This window comes from Lysinibacillus sp. A4, from assembly GCF_024919535.1.
In the GTDB taxonomy this organism is placed as follows: domain Bacteria; phylum Bacillota; class Bacilli; order Bacillales_A; family Planococcaceae; genus Lysinibacillus; species Lysinibacillus capsici.
In genome coordinates this window covers 166512-178493 of the sequence record NZ_JANWTB010000002.1, presented here as the reverse complement: position 1 = coordinate 178493, position 11982 = coordinate 166512, and the positions used below count along the sequence as shown (strand labels likewise).

The 11982-nt window shown below is 39.8% G+C and carries 16 protein-coding genes; 13 read left to right on the top strand and 3 right to left on the bottom strand.

Annotation, left to right across the window (positions count from 1 at the left end):
* Nucleotides 1-14: 14 nt before the first annotated feature.
* Entirely contained in the window at nucleotides 15-986 is a 972-nt protein-coding gene (locus tag NY607_RS04940) for an alpha/beta hydrolase (RefSeq protein ID WP_036080551.1), read from the bottom strand.
* Nucleotides 987-1193: 207 nt separating this feature from the next.
* Between NY607_RS04940 and NY607_RS04935 the strand changes: the two genes are divergently transcribed.
* From NY607_RS04935 to NY607_RS04920, 4 genes are all read left to right on the top strand, one after another.
* Nucleotides 1194-2378, top strand: coding sequence for an acetyl-CoA C-acetyltransferase (locus NY607_RS04935; RefSeq protein WP_259419251.1), 1185 nt, complete (start codon nucleotides 1194-1196; stop codon nucleotides 2376-2378).
* A gap of 23 nt (nucleotides 2379-2401) precedes the next feature.
* Nucleotides 2402-2668: a YqkE family protein gene (locus tag NY607_RS04930; protein ID WP_259419250.1), complete on the top strand. Its 267-nt coding sequence runs from the start codon at nucleotides 2402-2404 to the stop codon at nucleotides 2666-2668.
* Between the two features lie 177 nt (nucleotides 2669-2845).
* Nucleotides 2846-3037, top strand: coding sequence for a hypothetical protein (locus tag NY607_RS04925; RefSeq protein ID WP_259419249.1), 192 nt, complete (start codon nucleotides 2846-2848; stop codon nucleotides 3035-3037).
* A gap of 24 nt (nucleotides 3038-3061) precedes the next feature.
* On the top strand, nucleotides 3062-3352 hold the full coding sequence (locus NY607_RS04920; protein ID WP_259419248.1) for a GNAT family N-acetyltransferase: 291 nt from the start codon (nucleotides 3062-3064) through the stop codon (nucleotides 3350-3352).
* Nucleotides 3353-3368: 16 nt separating this feature from the next.
* On the opposite strand, the gene NY607_RS04915 is transcribed toward NY607_RS04920, so the two are convergent.
* Together NY607_RS04915 and NY607_RS04910 are read right to left on the bottom strand one after the other, a co-directional pair.
* A complete protein-coding gene (locus NY607_RS04915; RefSeq protein WP_259419247.1) occupies nucleotides 3369-3848 on the bottom strand; it encodes a VanZ family protein in 480 nt (159 codons plus the stop codon).
* The gene (locus NY607_RS04910) at nucleotides 3845-4744 is read right to left on the bottom strand and encodes an aldo/keto reductase (protein WP_259419246.1); all 900 of its coding nucleotides are present in this window, start codon (nucleotides 4742-4744) and stop codon (nucleotides 3845-3847) included. The genes NY607_RS04915 and NY607_RS04910 overlap by 4 nt, the downstream gene beginning before the upstream one ends.
* Before the next feature lie 76 nt (nucleotides 4745-4820).
* Here NY607_RS04910 and NY607_RS04905 point away from each other — a divergent pair, with 76 nt between their 5' ends.
* The 9 genes from NY607_RS04905 (at nucleotide 4821) to sigF (ending at nucleotide 11981) form a co-directional block, all read left to right on the top strand.
* On the top strand, nucleotides 4821-5378 hold the full coding sequence (locus tag NY607_RS04905; protein ID WP_004232168.1) for an NUDIX domain-containing protein: 558 nt from the start codon (nucleotides 4821-4823) through the stop codon (nucleotides 5376-5378).
* A gap of 53 nt (nucleotides 5379-5431) precedes the next feature.
* The gene (locus NY607_RS04900; RefSeq protein WP_004232169.1) at nucleotides 5432-5944 is read left to right on the top strand and encodes a hypothetical protein; all 513 of its coding nucleotides are present in this window, start codon (nucleotides 5432-5434) and stop codon (nucleotides 5942-5944) included.
* A gap of 122 nt (nucleotides 5945-6066) precedes the next feature.
* Nucleotides 6067-6531, top strand: a complete 465-nt coding sequence (fur, locus tag NY607_RS04895; RefSeq protein ID WP_004232171.1) for a ferric iron uptake transcriptional regulator — start codon at nucleotides 6067-6069, stop codon at nucleotides 6529-6531.
* 175 nt (nucleotides 6532-6706) lie between these two features.
* Nucleotides 6707-7609: a site-specific tyrosine recombinase XerD gene (xerD, locus tag NY607_RS04890; protein WP_259419245.1), complete on the top strand. Its 903-nt coding sequence runs from the start codon at nucleotides 6707-6709 to the stop codon at nucleotides 7607-7609.
* A 98-nt stretch (nucleotides 7610-7707) separates the two neighbouring features.
* Nucleotides 7708-8889: a phosphopentomutase gene (deoB, locus tag NY607_RS04885; protein ID WP_131519526.1), complete on the top strand. Its 1182-nt coding sequence runs from the start codon at nucleotides 7708-7710 to the stop codon at nucleotides 8887-8889.
* A gap of 13 nt (nucleotides 8890-8902) precedes the next feature.
* Nucleotides 8903-10153, top strand: a complete 1251-nt coding sequence (locus NY607_RS04880; protein WP_048391297.1) for a thymidine phosphorylase — start codon at nucleotides 8903-8905, stop codon at nucleotides 10151-10153.
* Nucleotides 10154-10392: 239 nt separating this feature from the next.
* Nucleotides 10393-10746, top strand: a complete 354-nt coding sequence (gene spoIIAA, locus NY607_RS04875) for an anti-sigma F factor antagonist (RefSeq protein WP_004232181.1) — start codon at nucleotides 10393-10395, stop codon at nucleotides 10744-10746.
* Nucleotides 10739-11179, top strand: coding sequence for an anti-sigma F factor (gene spoIIAB / locus NY607_RS04870; protein WP_048391296.1), 441 nt, complete (start codon nucleotides 10739-10741; stop codon nucleotides 11177-11179). The genes spoIIAA and spoIIAB overlap by 8 nt, the downstream gene beginning before the upstream one ends.
* A 58-nt stretch (nucleotides 11180-11237) precedes the next feature.
* On the top strand, nucleotides 11238-11981 hold the full coding sequence (gene sigF, locus NY607_RS04865; RefSeq protein ID WP_283778184.1) for an RNA polymerase sporulation sigma factor SigF: 744 nt from the start codon (nucleotides 11238-11240) through the stop codon (nucleotides 11979-11981).
* The last annotated feature ends 1 nt before the right edge of the window (nucleotide 11982 follow it).

Sequence of the window (11982 nt, the reverse complement as noted above, 5' to 3'; positions counted from 1 at the left end):
GGTTTTTCATTGCCCTAAAAATGGAATGGAATGACATTCGAAGAAGAAGAATCCCGATTGATTTTTTGATAAATAAAATTGTCTAAAAAATCATGAATTAAATCCTCATATTCATCCATATTTTCATTAAAGGATTGTGCATGTGCCCCCGTATCAAAAAGTTTTAATTTTTTTGGACCGGTTTTTTTATTGTAGAGATCGAGTGACATGGAAGCTGGAATAAACGTATCTGGAATACTATGGATAAAGAGCACAGGTTTTTCAATATGTGTGACGGCTTCGGCAGGTGTTACACTTTTAAATGAGTAACCATCTCTAAGACGAACAAAAAAGTCAGCAAAACGAATAGGAATAATGGAGCCATATTTAAATTCAGTTTTCGCAATTTGTTTGAGTAACATAGAAAAGTCGGAGAACGCGCAATCTGAGATATAAAAATCAGCGCCATCCTCGACTGTTCCTGCATAGAGGAGCATGGTTGCAGCACCCATCGATTCACCGTGAATGCCAAGTATAGCATCCTCTCCAATCATTGCTTTGACTGTTTTCACCACGGCATCAAGATCGTTTTTCTCATAGTAGCCATAGCTTGTAGTCTTGCCTCCAGATTCACCATGGCGACGGTGGTCAAATATAACAGAATTATAGCCAAGTCTTTCAAAAAGGCGAGCATATTTCACGGAATTTATTTTATTTTCGGTGACACCGTGGCAAATGATGATCGTGTTATTTGTTTGCAATGGCTGAAACATAATGCCTCGAATTGTATAGCCATTTGGAGAATCAATATTCAGTTCACATTTCAAGTTTTTATTGTACCAAGCCTCATCAAAGCGTTTTGCGGTCGTTTCTCGTTCCCGTATAAATTCAGGGTCTTTTTGTTGGATATACATTAATTTATTGGAAAGCGCGAAGCCGAACAGACCTGTTGCAGCGGCGGCTAGCGTTGTTGTAATACCAGAGAATAAAAGCATCTTCTTTTTCATCATAAAACACCTCCACATGCTGTTTCTTATTTGTAATGTTCCCAACTAAGATTGTTTAAAACACGTCAACATTTTACAATATCTTTGGCAAAACTGCGATTATTTCTATTATCGAAAATCGTCATAATATTTGTTAAAATATACATATCTGCTAGTAGCATATGCATGCAGTGTTGATTCTTGAACGGGGAAAAGGGGAGAAAGATTATGACAAACGAGGTAGTAATCGTGAGTGCGATGCGTACTGCAATCGGCTCATTTCAGGGGACATTAAAAGATGTACCAGCGACAACGTTAGGTAGCATTGTCATTAAAGAAGCATTAGCGCGTGCTGGCGTAGCAGGAGAACAGGTTGATGAGGTCATTATGGGGAATGTTTTATCGGCTGGACTTGGACAAAATCCAGCGCGACAAGCGGCAATTAAAGCGGGGTTACCACAAGAGGTATCAGCCTTAACAATTAATAAAGTATGTGGATCGGGTTTAAAGGCTGTTCATTTAGCAACACAGGCGATTTTAGCGGGAGATGCAGAGATTGTTGTTGCAGGTGGATTTGAAAATATGAGCCAGGCTCCATACGTATTAAAAAATGCACGAGAAGGCTTCCGAATGGGCGACCAAAAGGTAGTAGATACAATGATTCATGATGGCCTATGGTGTGCTTTTAACGATTATCATATGGGCATTACAGCTGAAAATTTATGTGATATGTATCAAATTTCTCGAGAAGAGCAGGATGCTTTTGCAGCCCGTTCTCAGCAACGCGCAGAGGCAGCAATTGCAGCGGGCAAGTTTGAAAATGAAATCGTTGCTGTCGAGATTCCACAGCGCAAGGGAGAGCCACTGCTTTTCAATAAAGATGAATTTCCACGAGCAGGTGTGACAGCAGAATCATTAGGTAAGCTACGACCAGCATTTAAAAAGGATGGCTCTGTCACAGCAGCGAACGCGTCTGGTATTAATGATGGTGCGGCAGCGGTAGTGGTGATGGCAATGGAAAAAGCACAAGAGCTAGGCATTCAACCAATGGCGATCATTACAGCGAATGCTAGTGCTGGTGTAGATCCTGCCATTATGGGTACAGGTCCTGTAAAAGCAGTACAAAAAGCGCTGACAAAGGCTGAGATTACTTTAAACGATATCGATTTAATTGAAGCAAATGAAGCATTTGCAGCACAATCAATTGCTGTAGATCGTGAATTAAGCTTTAATCATGATAAACTAAATGTTAACGGGGGTGCCATTGCTCTTGGTCACCCAATCGGTGCTAGTGGGGCTCGGATTTTGGTAACGCTATTACATGAGATGGAAAAGCGTGATGTGAAAACGGGCTTAGCTACATTATGTATCGGCGGTGGACAAGGCGTAGCAACAGTTGTGAAGCGCCCTTGATGTCAATAAGAAGGTGAATAGAAATGGGAAAGAAACGAAAACAGCAACAACATATGGACAATAGTGTAACAGCTAGTCTACCTAAGCAAGAGGCCGTTACATTAGCAGATCAGCTAGGTGGCGATGTGCTAGCAAAATTAAAAGCAGCGAAGCAAGATTTAACTGCCAAAGAGCAGGCGGCAGAAGAAGAACGTCAAGCAAAACTGGCCTTTGAACGTAAACAACGAGAAAAAAACAAATCGTTTGAAGAACTTTTGAACGAATACGGCGATAAAGGTACTAAATATTAAGAGAGAACAGTGAATTCACATAGGTGGGTTCACTGTTTTATATTTACAGCATAACATTTATATGGTTGTGGTCGATATATAAGGAGAGATTTTTGAAATTAATGGAACGGGAGACGCTGCCAATAACATATACCTAATTGTAGTTTAGTATCAATTAAATTATGTTAGGAGACCAACATGGTAGAATTACAAACAGAAAGAATAAGATTAATTCCTTTAAACGCTAAGTATCTTAATTTACTAATAGAGCATGAGGAGCAAATGGCGGCGAAGTTGTCATTAAGTAAGGGTGTAGGGAGTTTAGATGAAGAGCTTAAACAAGCGTTGTATTTTAGACTTTCCAAAGTATTAGAATATGAGCAAAATTAACTGTGGCACACGAATTGGTTACTTGTGTTAAAAGAAAAAAATTGTGCTGTTGGTGGCATAATGCTAAAAGGTACGCCAAATGAGCAAGAGGAAGTTGTGATCGGGTATTATACTTTGCCTCCTTATTGGGGGCAGGGCTATATGACAGAATCAATCATAGCTCTTAAAGACTGGTTACTCCATCAGCCAAATGTAAAATACGTTATCGCTGACACGGAAAAAGAAAATATGGCTTCCCATCGAGTTTTGGAGAAAGCAGGGGCTGTCTTGTTTAAAGAAACGAAGTCCCTCTATTTTTGGCGGTTCCACCTTTAAAATAAAAGACAAAAGGCTATAATTGAGCCTTTTGTCTTTTATTTTTGAGTATTTTTCTTACTGCAACAACGAGACTAACAAAAACAATGGCTCCAGCTGTATCGACAAGCACATCTTGAGCACTCATTGTACGACCTGGCGTAAAGCTTTGACGAAATTCATCAAGCACCGCAATTATAGCTGTTCCACCGATAGCAATACTTGCTGCAAAACGTCTTTTTCCCCAGGCAAAGTAAAGGCCAAGTGCGATGCATCCAAATCCCATGAAGTGTGTCAATTTACGAATTAAAAACTCTACAAATGGAAAATAACCTCGTTCTTCCACTGAAACGATGATTCCCCAATAGGGAATTTTTAAAATAGATAGTTGTTCTTCAAAAGGTTTATTGGCGAGCAAATCTTCTAATTCTGGTAGTATACTCTGTTGCTCATAGGTCATACTAGAGGAGATTACTAGTACAACTAGACAAATAAGTAAAATTAGCCATTTTTTCATCGATGTTCTTGATAGTACTCATTTTTTGTTAGCTCATTAGCTACCTTGAAATCTGTTATTGAATTAATTTTCTCGTAGGAAGCAAGCGTTTGTGCTAGTTGTTGTTGTGAGCTTGCACCAATGACCGTAGAAGCGATTGTTGGCTCTTTCAGATTAAAAGCGATAGCCAAAGCATGCAAATCATCATAGTGTAAAGCTAAGTCTGTTAACGTTGATGTTAACTCCTCAGCAGTATAGGTGTTAAAACCATTTACATGTTGTAAACGTTGTTGCCAGCTATTCGTTAATAAGCCCTTTGCCACTGTGCCACGTGTGACAACAGATGCACCCTGTTTCGCAATAAAGTTAAACCATTCTTCAGGGCGGCGATCGAGGGCACTGTATTGCATCATGACGCTTCTAGCGGAGCTTGCAGGTAAAAATCGCTGCAATACATTAGGACGTATGGAGGATATACCATATTCACGAATAAGCCCTTCTTTTTTCAGTCCTTCAAATGTGTGAATTATCCCGTCCCAATCATCTTCGATTGTGCCACCGTGTAATTGATATACATCAATGTAGTCTGTTCCTAAACGTCGTAAGCTAGCATGGACAGCTTCTTTTATATAGGATGGTGATGCATCCCAATGCCAGCCATCTATCCCTTCTGCCCACCGATTACCTACCTTTGTTGCTAGAATGATATCATGACGACGCTTACTTAATGTTGCGCCGATAATCTCTTCATTTGCACCATAATCATATAAATCCGCTGTATCAATATAGTTAATGCCAGCATCTAATGCCATATCGACAATGGCAGCTGCTTGTGTTTTATCTGTCGAAAGAGACATGCCTCCTAAACTAATCTCTGAAATAAACAATTCACTTGTACCAAGCTGTCTTTTTTTCATACGAATGACCTCCTTCGATTTCTCTACTTGTAATGGTACAATGAACATATCTGAAGAACAAGCGAGGTTATCGTCAATGAAAAAGTTTGAGGAAAAAACAACGAAAACGACACCGATCTATGACGGTAGAATAATAAAACTACAAATTGATGATGTCACTTTACCAAATGGACAGGTTGCAAAACGTGAAATAATAAAGCATCCAGGTGCAGTAGCAGTGATTGCTGTTACGGACGAGGGTAAACTAGTGTTAGTAGAGCAATATCGCAAAGCGCTGGAGCGTTCTATTATTGAAATTCCGGCTGGAAAGCTTGAGCCAGGTGAGGAGCCAGTGATGACAGCACGTCGAGAATTAGAGGAAGAGACAGGTTATGGCGCACATCAACTTACTTTTTTACAAACATTTGCAACATCACCAGGCTTTGCGGATGAAGTTATTCATTTGTTTGTGGCGAAGGGATTATATACAATAGACAATAAAGCAGATTTAGATGAGGATGAATTTGTCGAACTATTAGAAGTTTCGTTGGAAGAAGCACAAGTAATGGTGGCTGACCAGCGTATATATGATGCTAAAACAGCATTCGCAGTGCTATGGCTAGCTGCAAATTTAGAAAATAATCTTTTAGCATAATAGAGACGGACGAGCATAAGCTGTACAAACCTTGATAGAAAAGGAGCATGTTTATGTCTCGTACGGTGTCTATTTTTTATCACGCTTCCATCATTGCAGTAAGTTTTGTTTGTGGTGTTATTTTCTTTCATATTATTGGTGGACCGAAAGCGGAACCCTTTATATTATTTATAGAGCCTCGTTTAGCAGATGGGGACAGGCAATCCATTTTTCGTTTAGTACTGCCTGTTGCTATTTCCATAGGTCTTATATTATTACTAGCAACACATAGCGTCTTAAAGGTGTTAGTGCGTGTGACTGTAGCCATGCGTGCCACTTTTTTTGGCTTTAGTTCGGTTTTTTTATTACAAAAACTTGAAGCTTTTTGGCTTTATACGATTTGGTGGTTTCCATTTCAGCTCATCTATTGTATATTGTTGCTAGTCCTATGCAATTTACTTGTACCCGCTTGGTCAAAGCGAAAAATCGGGAAACAAGTATCTGGTCGGACAATTTTGTTGAATTTTATCGCATTTTTCATCATAATAGTTGCTGAGTTTATTGTTATTTCTTATGTGTTAAAATGATGGATTGAATAGACCAAAATTGTGATCAGATAAAAAAGTAGAAGCATGTTAGAAATCTATTCACTATCTTGTAATAGGATTTACTCCTTTGGTATAATGGAAAGAGTTTAGGGGGGCGTCACATGGAGAGCCGAATTGATCGTATAAAAAAACAGTTGCATAGTGCTAGTTACAAGCTGACGCCGCAGCGAGAAGCGACAGTTGCTGTTTTGCTTGAGCACGAAGAGGACCACCTAAGTGCTGAAGATGTTTATCTTTTAGTAAAAGAAAAAGCACCAGAGATTGGTCTAGCTACTGTTTATAGAACGTTAGAATTATTAACTGAGCTCAAAATTGTCGACAAAATCAACTTTGGCGATGGCGTATCGCGCTATGATTTACGCCAAGAGGGAGCTGCCCATTTCCACCATCATCTTGTTTGTATCGAATGTGGTGCTGTTGATGAAATTCAAGAAGATTTACTTGAAGATGTGGAAGCCGTTGTTGAAAAACGTTGGAACTTTATCATAAAAGATCACCGACTAACTTTCCACGGCATATGCTGGCGCTGTCATGATAAAAACGACGAATCGAATGAAGAAAAATAACGAAAAACTGTCTGTTTTAATCTTTGGTATAGATTGAATCGGGCAGTTTTTTGTTTTTTTTATTGAAGTAATGACACCATTATGGTTGGTGGTTTATGTCGAATAGAGGGTCCTTTAGCACATTTCTTAAGGCCATGCTAAAATAGAGAATAATTGACAGTGAGGGGGCGTTGTGATGAATGAATTTCAATATGCAGTAGAGGACTATATCCATTTTATTCAGGTGGAAAGGCAGTTATCTGTTAATACATTAGCATCCTATCGCCGAGATTTAGAAAGCTATGTACATTTTTTAAAGGAAGCAGAGGGGATGGCTGATTTTAGCCGTGTGGAACGGACAACTATATTACGCCATTTAGAGCAATTACGGGCACAGGGAAAGACAAGTCGTACCGTTGCCCGTCATATTTCTTCGATTCGGAGTTTCCACCAATTTTTACTACGAGAAAAGCGCGCAGAAACTGATCCGACAGTCCATTTGGAGATGCCGACAATTGAGCAAAAGTTGCCTAATATTTTATCTATCCAAGAGATTGAAGCTTTACTAACAGCTCCTAATAAAAGTAAGCCACAAGGTATACGTGATCTTGCCATGCTGGAGTTATTATATGGCTCTGGTATGCGCATCAGTGAACTTATTGCACTAGATTTAGCTGATATTCATATAACAATGGGTTTTGTACGTGTATTTGGGAAGGGTGGCAAGGAGCGAATCATTCCACTCGGCAAAAGCGCACTTTCGGCAATAAATGCCTATTTAAATGGTGCTCGTAGTCAATTACAGGGAAAGTACCCCAAAACAGATGCGTTTTTTATTAATCAAAGAGGGAAACGTTTAACAAGGCAGGGTTGTTGGAAATTAATGAAGGAGCATGCGCTAAAGGCAGGCATCCAACATGAATTAACACCACATACATTGCGTCATTCCTTTGCCACTCATTTGGTTGAAAATGGAGCCGATTTACGAGCGGTGCAGGAGATGCTTGGTCATGCAGATATTTCTACTACGCAGATTTATACACATATTAGCAAAACAAGATTATCTGAGGTCTATAAGCAATTCCATCCACGGGCTTAAAAGTTAATAGGAAAAAATTATATTTCAGTCGGATGTCTGACCTTTATTTTTCGCATTTTTTTGGTAAAATAGAGTCATGAGATTAGGAGGCAACCATTATGAATAAACCATTTAACAAAATCCATGTTGTTGTCATGGATTCCGTAGGTATTGGTGAAGCGCCAGACGCTGCAAAATTTGGGGATGTTGGCGCACATACACTAGGACATATCGCTGAAAAAATGAATGGGCTTACAATGCCAGTAATGGAGTCATTTGGTTTAGCGAATATTGAACCATTGCATGGAATGCATGCAACTACTGACCCTAAAGCATACTACGGTAAAATGCAAGAAGCATCAGTTGGTAAAGATACGATGACAGGCCATTGGGAAATCATGGGGTTAAATATTGATAAACCCTTTAAAGTGTATCCAGATGGGTTTCCAGCAGAGCTAATTGATGAGCTAGAGAAACGTACAGGTCGGAAAGTGCTATGCAATCAGCCAGCAAGTGGTACACAAGTAATTGAAGATTTCGGGAAGGAGCATATGGAAACAGGTGCGATTATTGTCTATACATCAGCCGATCCTGTTTTACAAATTGCTGCTCATGAAGAAATCATTCCGTTAGAAGAGTTATATAAAATTTGCGAAATTGCTCGTGAATTAACATTACAGCCTGAATATTTAGTAGGTCGCGTCATCGCACGACCATTTGTTGGTACGCCTGGAAACTTTACTCGTACATCCAATCGTCATGATTATGCGTTAAAGCCATTTGGTCGTACAACAATGAATGTTTTGAAGGACGCGGGATTAGATGTGATTGCAATTGGAAAAATCTCAGATATTTTCAATGGTGAAGGTGTGACAGATTCTGTACGTACAAAAAATAATATGGATGGTATGGATCAATTTGCAGAAGTTGTACGTCGTGACTTCCGTGGTCTAAGCTTTTTAAATTTAGTCGACTTTGATGCCAATTTCGGCCATCGACGTGATCCTCTAGGCTATGGACAGGCATTACAAGAATTTGATGCACGTCTACCAGAAATTCTAGAGGCAATGTCAGAAGACGATCTATTAATTATTACAGCAGATCACGGCAATGATCCAACCTTTCCAGGAACAGATCATACACGCGAATATGTACCACTAATTGTCTATTCACCACGTTTTAAAGGTGGTGCGGAACTTGCGCTTCGTGAAACCTTTGCAGATATTGCAGCAACAGTTGCAGAAAACTTTCATGTAGACGCACCGCCATTCGGTAAAAGTTTCTTACATGATTTGAAATAAGGGGGTTTTTTGTATGAATATGGTTCAATTGTTTGAAAAGAAAAAACAAGGATTAGAGCTTTCTCAAGCTGAAATTCAGTATTTTGTTGAAGGCTATACGACAGGCTCTATCCCAGATTATCAAGCAAGTTCTTTATTAATGGCGATACGTTTATTAGGCATGTCTGATGATGAGACATTTTATTTAACTAAGGCAATGATCGAATCAGGCGATGTCATTGATTTAACATCTATTGAAGGCTTTAAAATTGATAAACACTCAACTGGAGGTGTTGGTGACAAGGTTACACTTGTTGTTACGCCAATTATTGCTGCTCTAGGAATTCCTGTTGCGAAATTTAGTGGTAAAGGCTTAGGGATTACTGGTGGGACAATTGATAAACTTGAATCCATTCAAGGCTTTAAAACAGAGCTTTCATCACAGGAGTTCATTGATAATGTCAATCAGCATAAAATTGCCGTTGCTGGACAAACAGGTAATCTAGTACCAGCCGACAAAAAATTATATGCATTGCGTGATGTGACAGGTACTGTCGATTCTATTCCATTAATCGCAGCGTCGATTATGAGTAAAAAAATTGCAAGTGGTGCCGATGGTATAGTCCTCGATGTAAAATGTGGCTCAGGTGCGTTTATGAAGACGCAGGAAGAAGCACAGCGTTTAGCAGATACAATGACGGCTATTGGAGAAAAACTTGGCCGTAAAGTCATCGCACACATCAGTGATATGGATAATCCGTTAGGGAAAATGATTGGTAATAAGCTTGAGGTAGTGGAGGCTTATGCCCTATTAAGTGGACGTATGGAAGAAACGCATGAAGATTTGGTTGATGAATGTGTTGTCATCTCTTCCTTGATGTACCAAATTGCGGCAGGTGTGAATGAAGCGGAAGCAACAGCTGCTGTTAAGCGAGTGCTAGCAGATGGCTCTGCAGCTGCAAAATTCGAGGAGTTTATTGTGGCGCAAGGAGGAGTAGTCTCTGATATTGTTCAAAATGACACAGCTCATAAAGTAGCAGTGACAGCGGTTTCAGAGGGCACGGTGGAGACGATTAATGCTTTATTAGTTGGAGAAGCAAGTGTTAGTCTAGGCGCTGGACGTTTAACGAAGGAATCAAAGCTTGATTATGATGCAGGAATTCAGCTAATCGCCAAAAAAGGTGATCATGTCAATAATGGCGATACGATTGCTTATTTGTATTCCAATCAGCCAATTGATGAAGAGACAATTAATAAAATTCAGCAAGCTTATACAATTGCATAAAGATTATTAGCGAGAGCCCTCACTTATAAGGGTTCTCGCTTTTTTGTGCGTTCGATGAATCGCCAAAATTTAGAGCTCGATAGCGTTTAGAAATTGTAGATTTATCCCATACTGCACATAACCTAAAAAGCTATAAGTATGTCGATTAGACACTATTTCGGAAGACTTTGCACTAGTTCTGTCAGCCACAAGGATTCAACCTATTGAATGTGGAATTGCACGAGGAGGAGGCGATGTTCATGCATTATCAATTAGAAATGGTCACAAGAGAGACAGTCGTTATACGTTTGTTTGGGGAGCTCGATCATCATGCCGTTGAACAAATTCGAGCGAAAATTTCTGCAGCAATTTTTCAAGGCACTGTGACGACCATCATTTGGAACTTGGAAGGACTATCTTTCATGGATAGTTCGGGAGTTGGATTAGTGCTTGGTCGTATGCGTGAGTTAGAGGCAGTTGCTGGGCGAACTATATTATTGAATCCATCGCCAACAATGCGAAAAGTATTTCAATTTTCAGGTTTAGGACCGTGGATGATGGATGCAACAGAGGAACAAGCGATTGATCGCGTAAGGGGGATTGTAAATGGATAACGAAATGACATTAACTTTTTTGGCAATTAGTGAAAATGAAGCTTTAGCGCGTGTAGCTGTTACAGGCTTTATTGCTCAATTAGATCCAACTATTGATGAGCTATCAGAATTTAAAACAGTTGTCTCAGAAGCAGTTTCCAATGCTATTATTCATGGCTATGAAGAAGATGGTAAGGGTGTTGTGACAGTTCATGCTAAACGTGAGGATGATATTGTGACAGTATCTGTCATGGATAAAGGGATAGGAATTGAAGACGTTAGTCGAGCAATGGAGCCATTATTTACAACAAAAAGTATGATGGAGCGTTCGGGTATGGGCTTCACGATTATGGATAGCTTCTCAGATCAGCTGACAGTTATATCAAAATGGCAAGAAGGAACAACTGTAACATTCACGAAGAAATTTTACACAGTTCGCACAGCGGTAATGTGAGGTTAAACCCGTGAAGCCGTTAGAACAGTCGTCCGATAAGCTATTGTCTCAGGAGGAAATGCGTGATTTAATTGCACGCGCACAGCAGGGCGATCATGAGGCTCGTAAACGAATGGTAGAAGGCAATACGAGACTTGTGTGGTCCATTGTTCAACGTTTTACAACGAGAGGTGTTGAGCTTGAGGATTTATTCCAGATTGGCTGCATAGGGCTCATGAAATCTGTGGATAAATTTGATTTAACCTATGATGTGAAATTTTCAACCTATGCTGTACCGATGATCATTGGAGAAATTCAGCGCTTTTTAAGGGATGATGGCATGGTGAAGGTGAGCCGCTCTATTCGTGAGCTCAATTTTAAAATCCGTCATGCTACAGATGAATTTATTAAAAAGAATGAACATCCACCAACCATTCAAGAGCTTGCTCAGGTGCTTGGTGTGACAACAGAGGAAATTGTTACCGCATCCGATGCACTGAGAGACCCTGCCTCTCTTCATGAGCAATTGTATGAGAGTGAAGGGGATTCCATTACACTAATGGATCAAATGAAGGATGAAAAATCGGAGCAACCCTTTGATTACATCCCATTAAAAGAAGTACTAACGAGACTTGAGCCAAGAGAGCAGTCTATCATATATCTTCGCTATTTTTCAGATTGCACGCAAACTGAAATTGCAAATAGATTAGGTATTTCGCAGGTACAGGTTTCCCGTTTAGAGAAAAAAATCCTTGCCCAGCTGAAAAGTTGGATGGCAACAAGTGCAACAGTGGAGCAGGAAGCAATAAAAAAAGACATCTAAG

Coding starts and splice junctions, on each gene's coding strand:
- NY607_RS04940 (WP_036080551.1), bottom strand. CDS start 986: ATGAAAAAGAAGATGCTTTTATTCTCTGGTATTACAACAACGCTAGCC.
- NY607_RS04935 (WP_259419251.1), top strand. CDS start 1,194: ATGACAAACGAGGTAGTAATCGTGAGTGCGATGCGTACTGCAATCGGC.
- NY607_RS04930 (WP_259419250.1), top strand. CDS start 2,402: ATGGGAAAGAAACGAAAACAGCAACAACATATGGACAATAGTGTAACA.
- NY607_RS04925 (WP_259419249.1), top strand. CDS start 2,846: ATGGTAGAATTACAAACAGAAAGAATAAGATTAATTCCTTTAAACGCT.
- NY607_RS04915 (WP_259419247.1), bottom strand. CDS start 3,848: ATGAAAAAATGGCTAATTTTACTTATTTGTCTAGTTGTACTAGTAATC.
- NY607_RS04910 (WP_259419246.1), bottom strand. CDS start 4,744: ATGAAAAAAAGACAGCTTGGTACAAGTGAATTGTTTATTTCAGAGATT.
- NY607_RS04905 (WP_004232168.1), top strand. CDS start 4,821: ATGAAAAAGTTTGAGGAAAAAACAACGAAAACGACACCGATCTATGAC.
- NY607_RS04900 (WP_004232169.1), top strand. CDS start 5,432: ATGTCTCGTACGGTGTCTATTTTTTATCACGCTTCCATCATTGCAGTA.
- fur (WP_004232171.1), top strand. CDS start 6,067: ATGGAGAGCCGAATTGATCGTATAAAAAAACAGTTGCATAGTGCTAGT.
- xerD (WP_259419245.1), top strand. CDS start 6,707: ATGAATGAATTTCAATATGCAGTAGAGGACTATATCCATTTTATTCAG.
- deoB (WP_131519526.1), top strand. CDS start 7,708: ATGAATAAACCATTTAACAAAATCCATGTTGTTGTCATGGATTCCGTA.
- NY607_RS04880 (WP_048391297.1), top strand. CDS start 8,903: ATGAATATGGTTCAATTGTTTGAAAAGAAAAAACAAGGATTAGAGCTT.
- spoIIAA (WP_004232181.1), top strand. CDS start 10,393: ATGCATTATCAATTAGAAATGGTCACAAGAGAGACAGTCGTTATACGT.
- spoIIAB (WP_048391296.1), top strand. CDS start 10,739: ATGGATAACGAAATGACATTAACTTTTTTGGCAATTAGTGAAAATGAA.
- sigF (WP_283778184.1), top strand. CDS start 11,238: ATGCGTGATTTAATTGCACGCGCACAGCAGGGCGATCATGAGGCTCGT.